General features: G+C 39.6%; 19 protein-coding genes. 10 read left to right on the top strand and 9 right to left on the bottom strand.

Annotation, left to right across the window (positions count from 1 at the left end):
- Positions 1 to 802, bottom strand: an 802-nt coding sequence (locus tag PHT93_RS12945; protein WP_300243687.1) for an HD domain-containing protein, incomplete at its 3' end; no start/stop codon positions are given.
- A 169-nt stretch (positions 803 to 971) separates the two neighbouring features.
- Between PHT93_RS12945 and PHT93_RS12940 the strand changes: the two genes are divergently transcribed.
- Positions 972 to 2,498, top strand: coding sequence for a DUF4301 family protein (locus PHT93_RS12940; RefSeq protein ID WP_300243684.1), 1,527 nt, complete (start codon positions 972 to 974; stop codon positions 2,496 to 2,498).
- 97 nt (positions 2,499 to 2,595) lie between these two features.
- On the opposite strand, the gene pgl is transcribed toward PHT93_RS12940, so the two are convergent.
- Genes pgl through gnd form a run of 3 tightly spaced genes read right to left on the bottom strand, consistent with a single transcriptional unit; the run spans position 2,596 to position 6,254 of the window.
- Positions 2,596 to 3,297 carry a 6-phosphogluconolactonase gene (gene pgl, locus PHT93_RS12935; protein ID WP_300243681.1) on the bottom strand — a complete coding sequence of 234 codons (702 nt, stop codon included), beginning with the start codon at positions 3,295 to 3,297 and terminating at the stop codon, positions 2,596 to 2,598.
- Between the two features lie 21 nt (positions 3,298 to 3,318).
- A complete protein-coding gene (gene zwf / locus PHT93_RS12930) occupies positions 3,319 to 4,785 on the bottom strand; it encodes a glucose-6-phosphate dehydrogenase (protein WP_300243679.1) in 1,467 nt (488 codons plus the stop codon).
- A 14-nt stretch (positions 4,786 to 4,799) separates the two neighbouring features.
- On the bottom strand, positions 4,800 to 6,254 hold the full coding sequence (gnd, locus tag PHT93_RS12925) for a decarboxylating NADP(+)-dependent phosphogluconate dehydrogenase (protein WP_300243677.1): 1,455 nt from the start codon (positions 6,252 to 6,254) through the stop codon (positions 4,800 to 4,802).
- A 134-nt stretch (positions 6,255 to 6,388) separates the two neighbouring features.
- Here gnd and PHT93_RS12920 point away from each other — a divergent pair, with 134 nt between their 5' ends.
- The 3 genes from PHT93_RS12920 (at position 6,389) to PHT93_RS12910 (ending at position 10,096) form a co-directional block, all read left to right on the top strand.
- A complete protein-coding gene (locus PHT93_RS12920; RefSeq protein WP_300243675.1) occupies positions 6,389 to 8,245 on the top strand; it encodes an SLC13 family permease in 1,857 nt (618 codons plus the stop codon).
- A gap of 62 nt (positions 8,246 to 8,307) precedes the next feature.
- On the top strand, positions 8,308 to 9,270 hold the full coding sequence (locus tag PHT93_RS12915) for a phosphatidylglycerol lysyltransferase domain-containing protein (protein WP_300243690.1): 963 nt from the start codon (positions 8,308 to 8,310) through the stop codon (positions 9,268 to 9,270).
- Positions 9,224 to 10,096: a GNAT family N-acetyltransferase gene (locus PHT93_RS12910; protein ID WP_300243673.1), complete on the top strand. Its 873-nt coding sequence runs from the start codon at positions 9,224 to 9,226 to the stop codon at positions 10,094 to 10,096. Before PHT93_RS12915 ends, PHT93_RS12910 begins: the two co-directional genes overlap by 47 nt.
- On the opposite strand, the gene PHT93_RS12905 is transcribed toward PHT93_RS12910, so the two are convergent.
- A complete protein-coding gene (locus tag PHT93_RS12905; RefSeq protein WP_300243671.1) occupies positions 10,093 to 11,427 on the bottom strand; it encodes a sigma-54 dependent transcriptional regulator in 1,335 nt (444 codons plus the stop codon). The two genes, PHT93_RS12910 and PHT93_RS12905, sit on opposite strands and share 4 nt — an antisense overlap.
- Positions 11,428 to 11,518: 91 nt before the next feature.
- Here PHT93_RS12905 and prmA point away from each other — a divergent pair, with 91 nt between their 5' ends.
- From prmA to PHT93_RS12890, 3 genes are all read left to right on the top strand, one after another.
- Positions 11,519 to 12,379, top strand: coding sequence for a 50S ribosomal protein L11 methyltransferase (gene prmA / locus PHT93_RS12900; RefSeq protein WP_300243669.1), 861 nt, complete (start codon positions 11,519 to 11,521; stop codon positions 12,377 to 12,379).
- A gap of 39 nt (positions 12,380 to 12,418) precedes the next feature.
- Positions 12,419 to 13,063, top strand: a complete 645-nt coding sequence (locus PHT93_RS12895) for a DUF5715 family protein (protein WP_300243667.1) — start codon at positions 12,419 to 12,421, stop codon at positions 13,061 to 13,063.
- 265 nt (positions 13,064 to 13,328) lie between these two features.
- On the top strand, positions 13,329 to 13,616 hold the full coding sequence (locus tag PHT93_RS12890; RefSeq protein ID WP_300243665.1) for a hypothetical protein: 288 nt from the start codon (positions 13,329 to 13,331) through the stop codon (positions 13,614 to 13,616).
- On the opposite strand, the gene PHT93_RS12885 is transcribed toward PHT93_RS12890, so the two are convergent.
- From PHT93_RS12885 to PHT93_RS12875, 3 genes are read right to left on the bottom strand one after another with little or no spacing between them, the layout of a single operon-like run.
- Positions 13,590 to 14,051 carry a hypothetical protein gene (locus PHT93_RS12885; protein WP_300243663.1) on the bottom strand — a complete coding sequence of 154 codons (462 nt, stop codon included), beginning with the start codon at positions 14,049 to 14,051 and terminating at the stop codon, positions 13,590 to 13,592. The genes PHT93_RS12890 and PHT93_RS12885 overlap by 27 nt on opposite strands.
- Positions 14,039 to 15,049, bottom strand: a complete 1,011-nt coding sequence (locus tag PHT93_RS12880; protein WP_300243660.1) for a nucleotidyl transferase AbiEii/AbiGii toxin family protein — start codon at positions 15,047 to 15,049, stop codon at positions 14,039 to 14,041. The genes PHT93_RS12885 and PHT93_RS12880 overlap by 13 nt, the downstream gene beginning before the upstream one ends.
- A complete protein-coding gene (locus PHT93_RS12875; protein WP_300243658.1) occupies positions 15,046 to 15,636 on the bottom strand; it encodes a DUF6088 family protein in 591 nt (196 codons plus the stop codon). The genes PHT93_RS12880 and PHT93_RS12875 overlap by 4 nt, the downstream gene beginning before the upstream one ends.
- An 800-nt stretch (positions 15,637 to 16,436) precedes the next feature.
- Between PHT93_RS12875 and PHT93_RS12870 the strand changes: the two genes are divergently transcribed.
- The 3 genes from PHT93_RS12870 to argS all read left to right on the top strand — a co-directional run bounded on the left by PHT93_RS12870 (position 16,437) and on the right by argS (position 20,192).
- Positions 16,437 to 17,780, top strand: a complete 1,344-nt coding sequence (locus PHT93_RS12870) for a family 16 glycoside hydrolase (protein WP_300243656.1) — start codon at positions 16,437 to 16,439, stop codon at positions 17,778 to 17,780.
- Between the two features lie 125 nt (positions 17,781 to 17,905).
- Positions 17,906 to 18,262 (top strand): thioredoxin domain-containing protein, encoded by a 357-nt coding sequence (locus tag PHT93_RS12865; RefSeq protein ID WP_300243653.1) that lies wholly within the window; start codon positions 17,906 to 17,908, stop codon positions 18,260 to 18,262.
- Positions 18,263 to 18,398: 136 nt separating this feature from the next.
- Positions 18,399 to 20,192: an arginine--tRNA ligase gene (gene argS / locus PHT93_RS12860; protein WP_300243650.1), complete on the top strand. Its 1,794-nt coding sequence runs from the start codon at positions 18,399 to 18,401 to the stop codon at positions 20,190 to 20,192.
- A gap of 60 nt (positions 20,193 to 20,252) precedes the next feature.
- On the opposite strand, the gene PHT93_RS12855 is transcribed toward argS, so the two are convergent.
- Positions 20,253 to 21,660: FAD-dependent oxidoreductase (locus tag PHT93_RS12855; protein ID WP_300243647.1), on the bottom strand; the 1,408-nt coding region annotated here is incomplete at its 5' end.

The raw sequence follows: 21,660 nt of genomic DNA, 5'->3' as shown, positions 1-21,660 counted from the left end.
GTTGTTTCTTCAGTTTATTATTTATGGAGAAAATAGATTTTGTCCTGCCTTTAATATCAAAATGAAGTCCTGCCTGAACTAATTTCTCACGTACCGGACGGATAAACTCTTCAATATAAGCATCACGGGAACGCTTGGTTTCATTCAGCTTTTGTTTGATAAAAAGGTATTGCTTATTATCCATATACTTGAGCGACAAATCTTCCAATTCACTCTTAATGGTGTATAAACCCAGACGATGCGCTAACGGAGCATACAGATACGATGCTTCCATAGCCAACCGTTTCCTGTCGGTCTCTTCCTTCAGCTGTTTCCCCATCCGCATCATGCAGAGACGATCGGCAATCATAATCAGGATCACCCGAACATCTTCGGCAAAAGAAAACAAAAGACGATGGAAATTTTCAGAATCAATGGCTGTATTACGAGCGTAGAGATCAGAAGTTTTGAGTAATCTACTGATAATAAGAGTGACATCCGAATTAAAAGTGCGTTCAACCGTTTCAAGTGTTATAGCCCCCTTCAACACAGGACGATAAAGCAACAATGCCAGCACAGCAGTGCGCTTAAGCCCAATCTCGGAAGTTGCAATCAGAGCCGTACTGATATTTCTGACTAAACCGTTTATGCCATTTCTATCTCTTCCGTAGCAATCCAAAGACACCAATTCATTAAGAAGGGTACGCATCTTACGGATATCTTCTTTTTCAAGGAATGAATACAAACTGCGTAACAGTTTTTTATATTCAGAGAAAAAGACTTCTTTTTCTTCCGGAGTAAAAAATGTCTCTATTTTATTCATCACTGTATGCCTTTACTGATACAAATCCTTACATGGACAAACCTAAACCTACTGTAAAAGTATCTTTTTTTCATGAAATAGCATGAATTACCTGTCCCAATTTTATATATTTGTGTGGAATGCATTGTTTGCAAACACCGGCAAGAGTAATGAATTAAAAAATATAAATATGTTAGATTCAAAAGCGTTGACGCAATTAACCGAAAAAGGGATTACGGAAAAACAGATTGAAGAACAATTGGCTTGTTTTTCTAAAGGATTTCCTTTCTTGGAAATAACCGCCTCGGCTTCTGTTGAAAAAGGCATTAAAGTTATTTCAAAAGAAGAACAGGACGGATTAATGAATGAATGGGACGCCTATCTGGATAACCAAAAGAAAGTGATCAAGTTTGTTCCTGCTTCAGGAGCTGCCAGCCGGATGTTTAAAAACCTCTACGAATTTCTTTCGGCATCTTATAATGAACCGACTACGGCTTTCGAAAAACAGTTTTTCGATGGGCTGGAACGTTTTGCATTCTACAATGTCTTGAATTTGTGCTGCCAGGAAAAGATAGGAAAAGATATTCCTTCTTTATTGCTGGAAAAAGGGTACAAAAAGATTGTAAGTATGCTTTTAGATGAATCCGGACTTAATTACGGACAGTTACCTAAAGGAGTATTACTCTTTCACCATTCCGGCAAAGAAGTTCGGACAGCCATGGAGGAACATCTTGCCGAAGGTGCATTGTATGCAAAAAACAAATTAGGCAAAGTAAATCTGCATTTCACAGTTTCACCTGAACATCTCGGACTTTTTAAGACTCTTGTAAGCAGAAAGAAAGAAGCCTTTGAGAAGAAATATTCCGTTGAATATGACATTTCGTTTAGCGTTCAGAAACAAAGCACAGACACGATAGCTGTGGACATGGAAAACAAACCGTTCCTGAATAATGACGGAAGCTTATTATTCCGTCCCGGCGGACATGGGGCATTAATAGAAAACCTCAATGATATTGATGGAGATGTTGTTTTTATTAAGAATATAGATAATGTAGTTCCTGATTCTTTCAAATTCTCTACTGTTGCCTATAAAAAACTGTTAGCCGGATGGTTGGTTCGTTTGCAAAAGAAAATATTCGGTTACCTCGAACTGATAGAAAGTGGTAAATATTCCCATACGCAGATTGAAGAAATGATTCATTTCCTTCAAAATGAATTAAATCTACGCAATCCTGAAATAAAACTGCTGGAAGATGTTGAGTTGGTGCTTTATCTGAAACGAAAATTTAATCGCCCTATACGCGTATGTGGTATGGTAAGGAATCAGGGAGAGCCGGGGGGAGGACCATTCTTTACCGTAAATCAGGATAGAACAATCTCTTTGCAGATTCTGGAAAGTTCTCAGATAGATCTTAATAATCCCGAAAATAAGGCGTTGTTTGAAGAAGGTACTCACTTTAATCCGGTGGATTTAGTCTGCGCCATAAAAAACTACAAAGGAGAGAAATTCAATCTGCCTGATTATGTGGACAAAAACACCGGCTTTATTTCTCAGAAAAGCAAAGATGGGCGGGAATTAAAAGCTCTTGAACTGCCGGGGCTATGGAACGGTGCAATGAGTGATTGGAACACCGTTTTCGTAGAAGTACCCGTCGAAACATTTAATCCAGTCAAGACAGTAAATGATTTATTACGTCCTGAACATACAACGTTATAGGACGTTGAAATAGAAACTATCACGGTATAGCGATTCGTTTCTGATATAAAACAAACGTGAGGATATTCTTTTCCCGAGACATCCTCACGTTTTTTTATTAAATATTCTCTGTGTATAATATTGCGTCTGTTGCTTTTGACAGAACATATACGGCAGGAGTCGGGTTCTTTTCAAAATCCGGATTTTCCAGAGCTTCAATCACAGATGCTTTTCCCTTTCCGATAACGGGCACCAACAAAGGAGTATCGTTCAGGATTACAGGACCGGTCATAGTCACCCGGATTTGTCCGCTTTCAGGATGAGCAGCCGTAGCATAACTCCGGGAATCGGTCAATAACGGCATTGTATGTGGAAAAATTGACGCTGTATGCAGATCACCTCCTACTCCCAGAATAATACAATCAAAATGCGGTTGTCCGTTTCGTTCAGCAACAAGACCATTTACTTCCGCCGCATAGCGGATAGCCTCTTCTTCAGGATTGTTCTCCCCCTGAATTCGATGAATATGATTCGGAGCAATATTTAGAGGTTCAAACAACAACGAATTTGCATGACCGTAATTACTGTCCGGACTATCAGGAGCAACACAACGTTCATCTACCCAATAAAAATGCAATCGTCCCCAATTAATTGCCTCGCGGTATTCTTCAGTCCACAAAGCATACATTTGTTTTGCGGTCTCTCCCCCTGAAAGCGCCAGATTAAAACGCCTTTCTGTTTTGACCTGCATCAGGTCGATCAGGCGCGCGGTCAGTGATCGTAACGCCTCTTGTCCGGTATGATGTTTTTCTACTTTCATAACACCCTCCTTTATTTTTATTTAAAAATGACATCCACAATCAATTGCTGGTTCAGCACCTAATTTCCGGGTTTCTTCCGGCCCGTTTGATCCCGGAGCATAAGGGAAAAGTCCTTCTACTCCTTTTTCCTTCCAATGATTCAGTATGGGATCGATAAACCTCCAGCTGGCTTCCAGAGCATCGCTTCTTGAATAAAGCGTAGAATCGCCCAACATCGCATCCAATAATAAACGCTCATAGGCATCAGGAAGATAGATCGTTGCCAATGAATCATAACGAAAATCCATCCCTACTTGTTTTACTTTAAAACCGGCTCCCGGTTGCTTTAAGCCGAATTGAAGCGTTATACTCTCGTTCGGTTGGATACGAATCACTAATTTATTACATGATCCGCCGGAACATTGGCCAACAAACAATGTATGAGGAGTAGATTTGAAGTGGATAACCACTTCTGATGTTTTTGCCGGCAATTTCTTACCGGTAAAGAAAAAGAAAGGAACACCACTCCAGCGCCAATTGTCAATAAAAAACTTCATGCCTACATAGGTTTCCGTCTGCGAATTAGGGTCAACATTCTCTTCTTTCCGGTAACCTTCATATTGACCACGAACCACCATATCATCTATTTCATTTTTCATATACGGACGAACGGAACGGAAAACTTTCACAATTTCATCACGGATAGGTTCCGGTTCAAAGACAGATGGTGCTTCCATAGCCACAAACGACATTAACTGCATCAGATGATTCTGCACCATGTCTTTCATTGCCCCTGCTCTATCATAATAGCCTCCACGCTTTTCCACCCCGAGTGTCTCTGCCGCTGATATTTCAATCGAATCAATATAGTTTCTATTCCAAAGTGGTTCAAATATTCCATTTGAGAAACGCAAGACCAGAATATTCTGTACCGTTTCTTTTCCTAAATAATGATCAATACGATAGATTTCTTCCTCCTTAAAAATAGAGCATAAATGTTCGTTTAATTTTTGTGCAGATTCAAGACTTGTTCCGAAAGGCTTTTCCACGACGATACGGCGAAATCCGGTTTTATCAGCCGCACGGTTCATCCGGTTTTCTTTTAGACACTGTGGAATCACTTCATACATAGAAGGAGGAGTTGCCATGTAATAAACCACCTTATCCGGCAGGTCCGCACTATGTTGAAGATCCTTCATTTTCTTTTTCAGCTTCGGATATTCTGCCGATTCCATAGAATTAAACGACACATAATAAACCCGCTTCAGAAATTCATCCAATTTCTTCTCATCCATATGTTTCTTCTGGACAGAAGGCAACATTTGCTTACGCTGTTCCTCCCGGAACTCCTCATCCGTATATTCTGTACGTGAAGCGCCTAAAACACAAAGCCGGTCAGGGAGCAAATCACGTATATCCAACTCAAACAGCGAGGGCAAGAGCTTACGCCCGGTCAGGTCTCCTGATGCCCCGAATATAACGAGTAGTTGATTATCTGCTTTTATCATATTAAATCCTTTCTTTAAACATTATAAGTTCCGGAAACAGTCTTTCCTCCTTTACCTGTCCAATCTGTATGGAAAAAGTGACCTGGTTCACGATCTACCCGTTCATAAGTATGAGCTCCAAAATAATCCCGTTGCGCCTGAATCAGATTTGCCGCAGAATGCAACGTACGCAAACCATCAAAATAGGTCAATGCAGCACTCATAGCGGGTAATGCGATACCACTCAAGGCACCTTCAGCCACTACCTTACGCAAAGAAGGCACTGCTGCTTCTATCTTTCCTTGGAAGAAAGCATCGAACAATAAATTCTCAAGAGCCGGATTCTTCCTGTAGGCATCCGTAATATTATTAAGAAACGCGGAACGAATAATACATCCCTTACGCCAGATACTTGCAATTGAGCCATAGTCCAATTGCCAGTCATAATGCGCGGAAGCACGTTTCATCAACGAAAAACCTTGCGCATAAGAAATCAACTTAGCCGCATAGAGTGCCTGTTCTACGTCTGATTCCGAGATCAGGCTTTTTTCATTTTCAGGAGCTGCATACAAACCGGCAGCAGTTGCTCTTTCTTCCGCTAAGGCCGAAAGCAAACGCGCATAGACTGCCTGCGTAATCAAAGTCAACGGATCGTTTTCATTCAGTGCAGTAATTGCACTCCATTTTCCCGTTCCCTTCTGTCCGGCAACATCCCTTATCTTATCTAAAAGAGGGCTTCCATCTTCATCCCGATAGCGCAGAATAGCAGCTGTGATTTCCACCAGGAAACTATCCAGATCACCTTTATTCCATTTTTCGAATACCTCTGCTAAAGAATCATTATTCAATCCTTTACGATATTTAAGAACAGCATAAGCTTCCGTAATTAGTTGCATATCACCATACTCAATACCGTTATGTACCATCTTAACAAAATGTCCTGCCCCACCTTTTCCTATCCATTGACAACAAGGTGCCCCATCGTCTGCTTTTGCAGAAATTCCCTGCAAAATGGTCTTTACTAACGGCCATGCTTCAGCCGAACCTCCGGGCATAACAGAAGGACCGTTCAATGCCCCTTCTTCACCTCCGGAAACACCTGATCCGACGAAATAAAAGCCTTTGCTTTCGAGGTATTTCACCCTTCTTTCCGTATCCGGAAAATCAGAGTTTCCTCCGTCAATAATAACATCGCCCGGAGAAAGATAAGGTATAAGTTGTTCAATCAGTTCATCCACCGGAGATCCCGCTTTCACCATCATCATTATTTTACGCGGTTTGGCTATTGACTCTACAAGCTCTTCAATTGTATGTGTTCCAATAAAGTTTTTGCCTTTAGCACGTCCGTTTATAAAACGATCAACCACCCCTTCTTCACCGGGAGCACTACGATTATAAACAGAAACTGTAAAACCTTTACTTTCCATATTCAATGCCAGATTCTCACCCATGACGGCAAGTCCGATTAATCCTACATCTGATGTTCTCATATACATATATTTATCCTATTGTTTTAATTATATTTCGTATCTTTGTTCTAAATTCTGACTGTTAAAGGTACGTATTAGTTTTTAGTCTGAACAGAAACCGTCAATAACTTTCATCTATTAATTTATTAAGATTTATGATAACAACCCTTGTCATTCTTGCTTTATCAATGATCTTTTTCGTACATGGGAAAATTCGTGCCGACCTCGTAGCATTGTGTTCTCTAATATTACTTATCGTTTTCAATATTCTGACTCCTGAGGAAGCCTTATCCGGTTTCTCCAGTTCGGTAGTGATTATGATGGTTGGTCTTTTTGTGGTAGGAGGTGCTATCTTCAAAACCGGATTAGCAAAAATGATCAGTAGCAGATTATTACAATTAGCAGGGAATAGTGAGTTGAAATTACTCATATTAATTATGGTTGTTACCGCCACAATAGGAGCTTTCGTAAGTAATACAGGAACAGTTGCGCTTATGCTACCTATAGTAATCAGTATGGCAAACGGAGCAGGAATTAATCCAAGCAGGTTACTGATGCCGTTAGCATTTGCAAGTAGCTTAGGCATTGCGACCTTAATCAGTACTCCTCCAAACTTGGTTGTGAATGAAGCACTAATAAATGCCGGCTACGAGGGATTATCCTTTTTCGCGTTTACTCCTATAGGGATTATCTGTTTACTCGTAGGTATATTAATCATGATTCCGTTGAGCAAATGGCTCTTAAATAAAAAAGAAGATAAGCCCAAAGACGGAAATACAAAAAAACGGACTCAAGGTGAACTTGTCAAAAAGTACCAACTATTTGATAACCTATTCAGAATTTGTATCAAAAAGAATTCCCCCATTCGAAACAAAAAACTACAGGAATTAAATATTACGCAGGAATATAACATTTCAATTCTTGAAATACGTCGCAAATCGGCTACTTCAGGACGTTTCCTGAAAACAGTAGATCAGGCTTTAGCCGGGCCGAATACAGTTTTAGAAGAGAATGATATTCTATATGTATTTGGAGCCTTCGAGAATGTAGAACGCTTTATTCAAGACAACAAACTCGAACTTACCGAGTCGAATGTGACAGAATATGCGGGAAATTCTTCTCAGGAGAAATTAAGTGTACGACAAATCGGAATCGCCGAAGTAGTCATTTTAGCCGAATCATCTCTGGTTAATAAAACCGTAAAAGAATCCAATTTCAGGAGTGATTATTCAACAAATGTTTTAGGTATTGAACGCAGAGGTGAATATTTTCTGAATGACGTAAAAGATTTTAAAATACATTCGGGAGATGTCTTGTTGGTTCAAGGGAATTGGGATGATATCACCCGCTTATCAAAGAATCAATCGGATTGGGTAGTCTTAGGACAGCCGATTGAAGAAGCCGCCAAAGTAACATTAGATTACAAAGCACCTATCGCAGCCTTAATCATGTTGTTTATGGTTGTTATGATGGTATTCAACATTATTCCAGGTGTGGCATCCGTACTGATCGCAGCGGTTCTAATGGTGCTGACAGGCTGCTTCAGAAACGTAGAAGAAGCCTACAAGACAATCAATTGGGAAAGTGTGGTTTTGATAGCCGCCATGCTGCCGATGTCGTTGGCTTTACAAAAAACGGGAGTATCTACTTTTATCTCAGAACAATTAGTAAGTTCTCTCGGAGGCTATGGCCCCATGTTCCTATTAGCGGGGATCTATCTCACAACATCGGTAATGACTCTTTTTATCAGCAACACGGCTACCGCAGTACTTCTTGCCCCAATTGCTTTACAGTCTGCCGAAACAATGAATGCCAGCCCTTATCCTTTTCTACTGGCAGTAGCTGTTTCCGCAAGTATGTGTTTCGCATCTCCTTTCTCAACACCGCCAAATGCATTAGTAATGACTCCGGGGAAATACACGTTCATGGATTATATAAAAGCAGGGGTACCTCTTCAGATAATCATGGCCATTATCATGATATTAGTTCTCCCTTTGCTCTATCCGTTTTAAACAATATAGGGTTTCCAGTAGTTGTATAAAGGAATTGTTAAAAATCGAATCGAAAGGAAATTATAATGGTATCGTTTAAACCGATTACAATAGATGATAGGGATATCATCACATCTTATACGTTGAATAGTATTTACCGCAATTGTGATTTTTCATTTGCAAATATGTGTAGCTGGCGCTTTCTATATGATAGCGAATATGCAATATCAGACGGCTTTTTACTTATCCGTTTCTGGATTGAAGACAAAAGCCGTTTAGCGTATATGTTTCCCTTGGGAAAAGGAGACTTGAAACAGGCTTTTTGTACAATTGAAAAAGATTCTTTAGAACACGGACATCCGTTATTACTTTTAGGTATTTCTCCGGAAGCTAAAACGTTGGCTGAAGAAACTTTTCCCGGATCATTTACGTATATTCAGGAGCGCGATTATTATGATTACATCTATTTGCGTGAAGACCTGGTACAATTAAAAGGGAAAAAATATCAATCAAAGAGGAATCATATCAACAACTTCAAGAAAGCCTATAATTATACGTATATGCCACTTACGCCGGAAATCGTTCCTCAATGTCTGGAATTAGAGCGTAAATGGTATAAAGCAAATAATACAGAAGAAGATGGCAATGAATTATCCAATGAACGCAGGTCGATGACCTATGCTCTGCAGAATTATGATAAGTTGGGTATTATAGGAGGAGCCATCTGTGTAGATGGAGAGATCGTTGCGTTCTCTTATGGTGCTCCGATCAATCAAGATACATTCGGGGTACATGTGGAAAAAGCAGATGTGAACTATGACGGTTCTTATGCTTTGATCAATCAGGAATTTGCATCACATATTCCTGACTATTTTACGTATGTAAACAGAGAAGAGGATTTAGGAATACCCGGATTGAGAAAAGCCAAGCTGTCTTATCAACCTGCAATCCTGTTGGAAAAAAATGGAGCAGTTAAGAAACCCTGCAAAGATTGTTATAATGAAAAGACAAGGAACAGAGGAACTATGGCGTGTATGCTTCGGTGATACAGAAGAGTTTATCCGACTTTTCTTTGACAATGTTTATCAGAATGACAGCACTCTTGTAATAGAAAAACAAGGACGGATTGTGGCAGCATTGCAGCTTCTTCCTTATACAATGTTATTGGAGGATAAAGAAGTTCCGATTTCCTACATTTGTGGCGTCAGCACTCTTCCTGCAGAAAGAGGAAAAGGAATGATGCGTCAATTGATGGGGATGGCAGACAATGAACTAAAGCGCCGCAATATACCACTCGCTACTCTTATTCCTGCCGAGCCTTGGCTATTTGATATCTATCGGAAATATGGCTATCAAGAGGCCTTTTTTTATCAGAGAAGTTCCTATACTGCATCTGCTCTATCTACAGAGAGTAACCTACACATATCTGTTGCCACCGAAACGGACGCGCGGCTTTTTCCGTTTCTTGACCAAAAGCTAAGAGAACGAAAGGCCTGTGTATTGCATTCCGAAACAGACTTTGAGATAATACGACAGGATCTTGATATTAGTGGAGGTAAACTTCTTATTGCTACCAACGAAAACAATGAAATAGTCGGGATGGCTTTTACTTTGCCGGAAGAGGAAGGACATTCGGTTTTTATCCCTGAATTTGTGTACAATAATGACTCTATAAAAGAAGAGTTATTGAATGCAACGGCAAAACAGTATAACCAAGCTACTGTGAACTACCTAACCCCACCAAATACTGGAAAGGCTTTTCCAAAGGGTATGGCTAAAATAATTGATGCCGATTATTTTAAAAAGAGAGACATCGATATTCAAGCTTTATTTTCAGATAAAAACGCCGGCATGACCTTAATGCTGGACTAATCTATATTATATATTTTCAGTTTATTGTATAGTGTTTTCCTGTCTATCCCTAATAATTTAGCAGCTTTGGATTTGTTGTTTTCCGTTTCTTGCAGTGCCCGAACTATCAGCGAACGTTCATGGTCTTCACTTTTGAGTTGCACAACAGGGTTCGTCTCTTTCGTGTCTTTTACTACTGTTAGTTCCTCCGGTAGATCATTCAGCGTGATAAACTTACCCACAGCTAAAAGTGTTCCGTATTTCACGGAATTTTTCATTTGTCTGAGATTTCCCGGCCATGAATAAGAACAGAATAGTTTAGTTACCGCCTCATCAAAGCCGACAATAGACTTATTTAATTCAGAATTCGCCTGATCAAGAAAGTGATTGGCAAAGAGAATGATATCTTCTTTTCTTTCTTGCAAACTGGGAATGCGTATAGTAAATTCATTGATACGATGATAGAGATCTTCCCGAAATTCGCCGTTATCGATAGCTTGCCGAAGATTTTCGTTGGTCGCAGAAATCAACCGTACATTAATCGGTAGCTCCTGATTACTACCGACAGGTTTTACTTTGCGTTCTTGCAAAGCCCTCAAAAGCTGAACCTGAATCTCGTAGGTAAGGTTTCCGATCTCGTCTAAAAATATCGTTCCGCCATCCGCAGCAACAAATGCACCTGTTTTATTATCAATAGCTCCGGTAAACGAACCTTTTATATGACCAAAAAACTCTGAAGCAGCAAGGTCTTTCGGAATCGCGCCACAATCAACTGCTACAAAAGGAGCTTTTGAGCGTGAACTCTGAAGATGAATTAATCGTGCTATGTATTCTTTCCCCGTTCCACTCTCTCCCGTAATCAAAACAGACATATCCGTTGGAGCAACTAACTTCACATGATCATACATCTGAACAGCATTATTACTCTTTCCCTGAATATATTCTTCATGTTTCTCCTCCGCTATTTCGCGAACAACAGGTACGGATTCTTCTTTTATCGCAGAGATCTCCTCAATTTTTTTCAGTAATTCCTGTGGATTAATCGGTTTGGAAATATAATCTGATGCACCTAATTTCATTGCTTGGACAGCAGTCTGCACTTCGGCGTAACCGGTCATCACAATCACAGGAAGTGAGAGTTGTTTATTTTCCAACCATTTTAGAAGATCTATACCATCTCCATCAGGCAATCGCAAATCAGACAAGATTAAATCAAACTGTTTCTTTTCAATTATCTTTTTGGCATCGACAATTGTAGCGATTGAAGTCACATCAAAGCCTTTCTTCTTTAGCCAGGTTGAGAGCATCAAAGAAAAAGTTATATCATCTTCCACAATAAGAATCGGCAACATAGGCATTCAATTATCAATTGATACAAAAATAACAAAAAACATTACCGGGATTGTCGTACTTTTACGATTAATTATAATTGATAACAATATTATGGATTATTACGTATTAAATATCACCTATACTTCAATGATACCTGCAGGAATCATTAACGATGTTCTTTCTTCTGAATTAGGAGAGATTGGTTTTGAAAGTTTTGAAGAAAATGAGAATGGGCTTTCTGCTTATATACCGGCAACTTTATATCATAAGGAAACAATAGAACAACGGTTAGGTAATTTCCCTTTGGACGGCGTAGAATTTAATTATGAAACCGACTTTATGAAAGCGAAAGACTGGAATGAAGAGTGGGAGAAAAATTATTTCAAACCGATCCGAATCGGAAAAGAATGTATTATTAAGGCTTCTTTTCACCCCGAAGAATCGGGATTCAAACATACCCTTTTAATTGATCCCAAAATGGCTTTCGGCACAGGCAATCACGATACTACGCGATTAATGATTACAGAATTGTTGGAGACTCCGTTAAAGGGAAAAGCCATTCTTGATATGGGATGTGGTACTGCTGTTTTAGCAATTCTTGCCCGTAAATTAGGTTCAGGAAAAACCGTAGCTATTGACATTGATGAATGGGCTTATGAGAATGCCGTGGAAAACTGCAAATTAAATCAGACTTCCGACATTGAAATAAAACTGGGAGGAGCGGAACAAATAGGAACAGAAAGACAATTCGACTTAATTATAGCAAATATCAATCGGAATATATTACTCAATGATATGCATGCTTATACTGCTGCCATGAAACCCGGTGCACTTCTGTTTATGAGTGGATTTTATACCGAAGACATCCCCGTGCTTGAGGCTGAAGCTAAAAAACAAGGACTAAGATTGATTTGTCAAAAAGAATCCAATCATTGGGCATTAATGATTTGCGAACTTCTCGCAAACGCATAATTTTTCTACTTTTGTTTTCACAAATGAGATGAATGAAGGATGGGAAAATTAGTGAAGTGTATTTGTTTTCTATGCGTGTTATTAACCGCTTTTGGTTCTTGTAAGGAAAAACGTGGAGAGTTAAAGCCAATCCGTTATATTGGTAGTTATAACAGGGATTTCAATGATTTGAACGACAAGCATCTTGAGGCAGCTAAACAAATCGGAATTAAGCCCGTATCTTCACGTGAAGAGGCCGAACGGGCTACAAGGAAAATGAAGGAAATCGGGACGAACGATTATTATGAAGTGGAGAAGTTGACACACTCTATCCCTTTTCTGGTTCCCGAAGCAGAACAATTATTAGAAGATATCGGACGCAATTTTCAGGATTCGTTATACAACCTGAATGCATCATTATATAAGATCAAAGTAACAAGCGTTACCCGTACAGTCGAAGATGTCTCAAAACTTCGCAAAAGAAACATCAATTCCTCCGCAAACTCCGCCCACCAATACGGAACAACCTTCGATGTCTCGTGGGTGCGATATACTAAAATAGACGAAAAAGATCCTTTGGACATCGATAAAGATCAATTAAAGATGGTACTCGCCTCCGTTCTTCGTGATTTACAACATGCAGACCGTTGCTACATCAAGCACGAACGCAAACAAGGTTGTTTTCACATCACAGCAAGGGAGTGAGTCGGATTCTATTAACTGCAAAAACTTAGGGACAGATAGAAACTTTTACTACTTTTACTACATAATCAATTAAAAGTGGGGGGGGGGAGAGTAGTCTATGATTGGTAGAGAGAAAAAAGAATATAATGATTTGTTTTTTCTTTGTAGTCTGATTGAATATATTGGCAGAAAAACAAAAAATCATCGAAACGTCATAGTTAATGCTATCGGCAAAAAAAAGCTACAACACATATATGATTTGGCCGATGTATATCACAGTGAAAACATGGATAAAATATCAGACGAATTAATCGATAATTACCATATTGAACAGGGAACATTCGACAACATATCGGTTGCTAAATATGCGATACCCACCCATTGGGATATCGGAAAAGTATATAAACGTCTGATAATTGATCTTTGCAATCAGCAAAATAAAGAACCGATTGAAATGCTTATTGAAGTATATAATTCCTGGCTTTCTCGTAAAATAGAAGATTTTAATAGTAGTCTTTATTACGAAAGTCCGGCCTATCTCTATGAATCATACATTAAAGGGGATGTGCTTTAAGTCGTTGTCTTCTTTTTTCCAAGTTATCACCTTATCCACAATTTCTGCATGTTGCGCGTCATCAACAGAGTTGAATACATTTTTTCTTCCAAACCAAGCTTCGTCCACAAGATTGTTTTGGACATTACAAACCCATGATGGAGTAAACACTTCCGCCATTTCCTTTGTGCGCTCCGTCTGTTCGTCCTTGCTTTTCAAGGAACGTGAACGAATAATCATTCCGTTTTTCCCGATAATATGTTCAATGGTTATGGCATCTCCATACTGAAAGCCTTCGCCCATATGCCTATATGAATCCGTTGCCCAAAAGATGTTTCGTCCTGTTGTATGGTCTTTGAGCAAAGTGGTCAATACTTCAGGATAGAGATTGAAAATTTCTGTTTCTTTTATATCAACATTAATATCTGCCATACTATCAACGATTATTTTTTCCATTTCAATGATCTGAATCTGTCATGCAAATCCTGTAACCGCTCCATAATCTCATCGAAAGAGGGTGCATCTGCATAAATGAAGCCGATCTGCATTTGCTTATAGTCTTCCCGTAAAACACCTTCTATACTTACAGGAGGAAGAAAAGATATCGTGTTGGGAAGATGAGTTGTGTAATCCAGCCCGCTCCATGCAGTGAACTTCTTACGATGAGCCACAATGTCCTCGTATAATTGGACATTCTGCATTGCTTCCATTGCAAATGGCTTGTCCATCATCTTCACAATGTCATACATATGCCGCGTAATACGTTCGATATGCGTACAGCCGTTCGGACGGCTAAATTCCTCATGTAACAGAAAAACTTTTTCCAAAAATGTCCGTCCCGGAACTACGACAGGAACTATAAATATTGGCAATGAAAATTCTTCATCCGGATAGGCGTCTTCAATCATTGAACACATTTTTACTCCTTCCGATGGCTCCATAAGAGAACGACAACTTATCTCAATCTTGACTCGTTCCGGTATATATTGCATTTTTGTTTGCAACACCGAATTATACTCGATAAACAGAACTACAGGATCTAAATCGCTGACGGATGTCTCCGGAACTATTACCTTACAACATTCCGATAATCCAAATTCCTTTAGCTTATCCTCAATGTCAAGCGCAAAAATACCATCAATAAATTTCTTGGAGTCTTTCCGCAATTTAGTCCGTTGGCTTTTAGTAGCAACATCTGCGAATCCCAAATGTTTGGGATCTATTACAAGGTCAATATCTTCAGAAAAACGTTCTATCAACCCCCAACCTTTGCTAAGGCTTGTTCCTCCCTTGAAAACAAAAGCTGTAGCATACGGCAAAGAGAATATGGCACGCAATACCATACTGACCCAATAGTCCTTTTCTACGGCATTGTCCACAATCCCTTTATCTTCGGCAATATTAGCTAAAATGGTAAATTGTTCTTCTTTTGTGAGTTTAGTCCAATTATTCATAATGCAAGTCTTTGTTTAATCCATTGCGGGGCAATGCTGTAATCGTATCTAATATCATCGGGATTGCCATATTTTTCAATGGTTTGTTTTATAATAACAACCTGATCATCGGTCACACCGTCTTTCCCTAATTCCTTCATAGCAGCGACTATCAATGGAAATAAATCCGTCTTATAGGCAAAATTGCGGGGTACACTGCGTTTGAATATGATTTTACGATTTCCTATAATAAGCTCTCGAGCAGTAGCATCTGTCAAATAGACGGCATTCATCGTAACTTGTGTGGAAAGTCCCAATTTGTTCAAAGCCGTTAGTCCACAGGGAATGATGCGAGCTTTATCCTTTTCAGCAATGGCGTATGCTATATCTTCAATGGATGGGCGAAGTACGCCAAACTTATTTCGCAAAGGATATAAATAGAGACCTTGTGAAAGACGTATGAGCACACCTTCTTTTTCCAGTCGGGAAAGGGCACGAGTAACCAAGCCATCATTATTCAGATGAGCAAAGTCACTCACCATATAAAGTTTATTCGGCCCGTTTCTATCTATGATACTCCGTATCTCCTTTGTTAGTATTATCTTCATATTCACTATGGCTCGGTTCGTAAAGGTACGATATTCTTCTGGACATAATAATAAAATGTCCGAAATTCTTAAATAAAATCGGACTATTTGAATTCACTTTAAGATAAATCTATTGGTTAGGATTTAATATATGGCTATTTGAAATTATATATCAATCGTCTATTAATGATATCCAATCTTTTTTTGATTTCGCAGACCCTTCTTGACAAATTGCTACTATTTTCACCCTTTTACTTACAGGGCAAAAAGCGATTATCCTCGTTCTTTTTATTTTAGTACCGTTTTAGACGAATAAATATTACATAAAAACCAAAATTGGGTCGTTTTTGTCGGAAATAAAAAGGTTATATTTGGAAAAATATCCTTTATATTCAAAAAACAAACAGTATTTTTTTTCTGAGACATAGGGTTGTGTTTTTTTAACGGTTTTTTAGTTGGATTTTGACAGTTCTAAAAAACGATCATTCCGTATAAGATGTTTTACTTCGGGTTTACCGAGACTTGTTTGCGAGTGAAAGTTTTGCTCTTTTTCTTTCAAAAAGTGCCTTAAAATGCCGTTACTAAGGGCGGTGTTAATTTGGTCATAAATAACATGATTTTCTATCTTTTTATTTTTTTGCTCCTATCCATTATCATGTAAAATTTTACTGACAAGTTCTTATATCTGTAGGCATTTTTTGTATTTTTGTTGATTATGGGTTGTTCTTAAATAAACTAATATGAAACACATCACTTTTTTTGTCTCTCTTTTGTCGCTTTTGATGCTCATATCATGCGCCGATTTTTCGAAACCCACTGCCATGAAAAAGTGGAAAAGTAATGATAAGACGGTTGTGGTTGATGATCTTGTCACGGTGAACAGTGGTGATAAACTTGTTTTTGCAGGTGGTAAGGATGATTTTGTAAATTTTGAACTGACCGGTCTGGCCAATATTTCTTCCGGCTCAACAGCTTCTCTCTTATTTCATAACGATGGAGGTGATAAGGGGTATGAAATCCTCTTTCATAATGGGACAATTGATGGAAGCCGTAAAACGGGCAGTTTGTCTGCCGTAAGAAATCTTTATAAGAGTCAGATAAGTGATGATAAATGGTTTCCTTTTTCGGTGGCTGTCAGAGGCAAAAATATTGCGGTGAAGATAGACGGTGAAGATGTTGTCTGCTACACCGAACCCGAAAATCCGTATCGTATTAGTGAATATAAAAACAGAATTCTGAGTTCGGGTAATTTTGTATTGAAAGGGTATGAAGGCAAAGTTGATTTTAAGGAGTTAATTGTTAAGGCTTTGTCTCCGGAGGTTGTTAACCCGAACGATACGATGCCACCGATGGATGAGCAGAACGATCCGATTATCAGGCTACAACAGGTTAATTTCCCCGTAATAGATTATCACGTTCACATCAAAGGCGGTTTAACAAGTGAAATGGCGCATGCCCGGTCAATGGCCTACGGAATAAACTTCGGGATAGCGCCAAATGCTTACGGACCGGTTCTGACACCGGGCGAAGGAGGTAGCGGAAAAATGTATGAGAATGATAGCGAATTGGCAGAATATCATAAGAGCGTTGAGAAAATGCCGTTCTTGCTTGGTTTACAAGGGGAAGGACGGAAATGGCTGAACAGCTTTTCTAAAGAAGCATTGTTAGCGTTTGATTATTTGTTTACGGATGGGATGACAATAATCGATCATAAGGGGCGACTTGTTCGCACGTATCGTCCGGAAGAAGTGATCGTGGATATTCCGAAAGAAGCTTATATGGATATGCTTGTGGATAAAACCGCCAAAATATTAGCCGAAGAACCGGCCGACTTTTTTGCCAATGCGTTTTATTTGCCCGATGTGCTTTCAACTGAGTACGATAAATATTGGACAGATAGTCGAATCGACAAAATACTCGATGTAATGGCAACTAATAATATCGCGTTGGAGATCAGCGCCCGTTATGAGATACCCAGTAAATATATATTGCAGAGAGCGAAGGATAAAGGCTTGAAATTTGTATTCGGCACGAACAATGCAGGACCGGAGTATTACATGCTGAAATATTGTGCGCAAATGGTTAACGAGCTTGGACTCACCTCTAATGATATCTGGTTTCCAAGTATGTCAACCCGAAAAGCGAGATTAAACCTGATCAAATAGGTCGATGATATAAATTGCAGCTATAGTTACATAAAGTTTATCTATTTTTATTTTAAAGCTTATGTCATATTAATTTCTGAACTTTGTTTTATTGACAGTTTGAATGAATTAAAGAAAGAAATTATATGGCAGTTAAAGAATTGACAAAAGCTGAGTTTCTTACGCTTGTAGGAGACGTGGACGAATCGCCTAAAGACTGGGAGTACAAAGGTGACAGGCCATGTATTGTGAACTTTTCGGCACCTTGGTGCAGCTATTGCAAAAGGTTAGAACCGATCCTCGATGAGTTTTCAGACTATTATAGAGGAGATATCTATATATACAAAGTAGATGTGGATAAGGAAGAGGAATTGGATTCAATATTCAATATCCGGACAATTCCCACGCTTCTTTTTTGTAAGAAAGACGGTAGCAAGGAAATGATGTTAGGCACTATGCCGAAACATGAGTTGAAAGAATTAATACAGCATAAATTATTATAATAATAGATTTGTAATTAGTTGTTTTAGATTGTATTTAGGCCGGGAAAGCTTTCCTTTAAGGGAAAGCTTTATTTTTTTGAAAAAAGCCGTACCTTTGCCAAACGAATAATAATCTGAACAACAGTACATATACCTTATGGTGATAGAACAGCAAATTACCGGTGCGGTAGTAACCGGGATAAAGACACTTTACGGGGCTGATGTTGCCGCCGGACAAATCCAGTTGCAAAAGACAAAAAAAGAATTTAAAGGCCATCTCACGTTAGTGGTCTTTCCTTTTTTGAGAGTTTCAAAGAAATCTCCTGAACAAACAGCGCAGGAAATTGGCGAATACCTTTTGCAAAACGAACCGGCTGTTGCGGAGTTTAACGTGATAAAGGGTTTCTTGAATCTCACAGTTGCAGCTTCTTGCTGGGTGGATTTACTGAATCAGATTAACGCTACGGCATCTTACGGGATAGTTCCCGTGACAGAGAATGCCCCGTTGGTTATGATTGAATATTCTTCACCAAACACCAACAAACCTCTTCATCTCGGACACGTACGTAATAATCTGCTTGGTTTTAGTCTGGCGGAAATCATGAAAGCCAATGGATTCAAGGTTGTGAAGACAAACATCGTCAATGATCGTGGTATCCATATTTGCAAGTCAATGCTTGCCTGGCAAAAATGGGGCAATGGGGCAACGCCGGAGTCAACAGGCAAGAAAGGAGATCACCTAATCGGCGATTTCTACGTATTGTTTGACAAGCATTATAAGACAGAACTCAGAGAACTGGAAGCAACCGGGCTGAAGAAAGAGGAAGCCGAGGCACAATCTAAATTGATGGCTGAAGCGAGAGAGATGCTCCGTAAATGGGAGGCTGGTGATAAAGAAACGGTTGCTCTTTGGAAAAAGATGAATAGCTGGGTATATGCAGGATTCGATGAAACCTACAAACGTATGGGTGTTGATTTCGACAAGATCTATTACGAATCGGAAACCTACTTAGAAGGCAAGGAGAAAGTGCTTGAGGGGTTAGAGAAGGGTATCTTTTATCGTCGTGAAGACGGATCGGTATGGGCTGATCTGACTCCGGATGGCTTAGACGAGAAACTATTGCTACGCGCAGATGGTACTTCTGTATATATGACTCAGGATATCGGAACGGCAAAACTTCGCTTTGATGATTATCCGATCAACAAAATGATCTATGTAGTAGGTAACGAACAAAACTATCATTTCCAGGTGCTTTCTATTTTGTTGGACAAACTCGGATTTGAGTTTGGGAAAGGATTAGTTCATTTCTCATACGGAATGGTGGAACTACCGGAAGGCAAGATGAAAAGCCGCGAAGGTACGGTGGTTGATGCTGACGACCTGATGGAAGAAATGGTTTCTACCGCTCGGGATATCTCGCAAGAGTTAGGCAAATTGGATGGGTTAACACAGGAAGAAGCGGAACGTATTGCCGAAATAGTCGGTTTAGGCTCTTTAAAATATTTCATTCTAAAGGTTGACCCACGTAAAAACATGACCTTCAACCCGAAAGAATCTATTGATTTCAATGGTAACACCGGCCCATTTATTCAATATACTTATGCCCGTATCTGTTCGGTACTGCGCAAAGCAGAGGAACAAGGCATTACGCTACCGACAGAGTTACCGTTGAATATCGAGTTATCAGAAAAAGAAGAAGGCTTAGTGCAATTAGTTGCCGATTTCGCTACGACAGTAAAAGAAGCAGGAACAGAATATAGTCCGGCTTTTATTGCTAACTACATTTATGATTTGGTAAAGGAATACAATCAATTCTATCACGATTTCTCTATCCTTCGTGAAGAGAATGAAACATTAAAAATATTCCGTTTGGTTTTATCCGCCAATGTTGCAAAGGTAGTAAAATCGGGAATGAATCTACTTGGAATAGAGGTTCCTGAAAGAATGTAATAAAGAAAAGCCCATAAGGCGGTGAGACATGTCACTCTTTATGGGCTTTTCCATATCTTCTTATTCCGGCCAGTGAGTTTCCCCTCCTTGATTACGTATTATTATCTGAAATTCCTGCAGCAGCTCCGGATTCTCACGCACTGCTTTAGGAGGAATATTCTTCTTGCTGGCGTAGCAAACCAATGCTCCTACAGCTTCCCCGATACTCCACTCTACAGGATGCAAACGATAACAACCATTCGTGATATGAGTCGTTCCGATATTCTTGCAAGCGGGCAATAAATTTTCCACTCGTTGTGGGAGCAACGCCCCTAATGGAATCTGGAAAGGCAGAGAAGGGAAGTCCACGTAATTGTCTCCACCGCTCGTCGGGTGCAAATCAATATGATAATAACCAATGCCGACACTATCAAAAAAGTCAGCCGACTTATCCACACCTGAAAGGGCTGCTCGATTTTCTTTTCCGACATGTTCTTCCAGAATAGTAAAAACAGGTTTTATACGGCGCGCTTCACGGATGTACGGATACTTTGCCATTCCGTCTTTAGTTCCCATAATGTCACCCCGCAGATGCAATCCCGGCCAACCTTTTCCTCCATCCGGACGAGTCACTTCTGTCTGCAACCAATAAATCAAAGAAAGATTTTGTTCTTTAGCCTGAGCCACATGATACTTAAACTCCTCTTCGGATTGATCCAGATTTCCCAACATATAATCATTCTGCGGCCAGTTGACAAGCGAAACATCCCCGATATAGGTGCCGGGAACAAAATTATTCTGATGAATAATACGACGATAATTCCACAAATTCAGGACATCACCGGTCAAAGCACCTGTAGGATTAAAGCCCAATGTCTTAGAATCCAGTGTTGCTGGCTGACTATAAGTCAGGCTAAGCAATGGTCCCGACCAAGGAGGCGTTAGTTCAGGAACATAATTACGCCAAAAGTCGTAATTCGCAGGCTTATCCATCGTGTAATCCGCTCCTTCTTCATACCCTAAAGCAAAACAAACAGTAAATGCTTGTTGATTCTTCGGATTGCCAATCTCAGGAGCATGCAATTCCCGCGTCTCACTTTTAGACTCTGTACCCGTCCTGAACTCAACATTTGCAAGAGGCAGCAAATCACCCAATTCCGTTGCATCAACAAAATACGGAGCTCTCAATACCACAGATTCCTTATCTCGTACATCAACAACCTTTAACGCCAAAATCCTGTCTTTATCGGTATCGGCCGATATAGCCTTATGCTCCAGAAGAAGTGTCAGCTTACCTGTACTTATATAAGGATTCAACATTTCATACAAAACGGCAACAGCAACACGAGGCTCGTGACAAATACGAGATACCCACCCATCACCGGGATTCAGAAACTCCCGACCACGCGCCTCTTCCGTCAACGGATAGTTACGTTTATAATAATTACGGATAGCCGTTCTCAATTCACGATATAATTGAGTGGAACCA

It is taken from the genome of Massilibacteroides sp., from assembly GCF_028705895.1.
Lineage (GTDB): Bacteria > Bacteroidota > Bacteroidia > Bacteroidales > Tannerellaceae > Massilibacteroides.
This window is presented reverse-complemented; position numbering and strand designations above follow the sequence as displayed.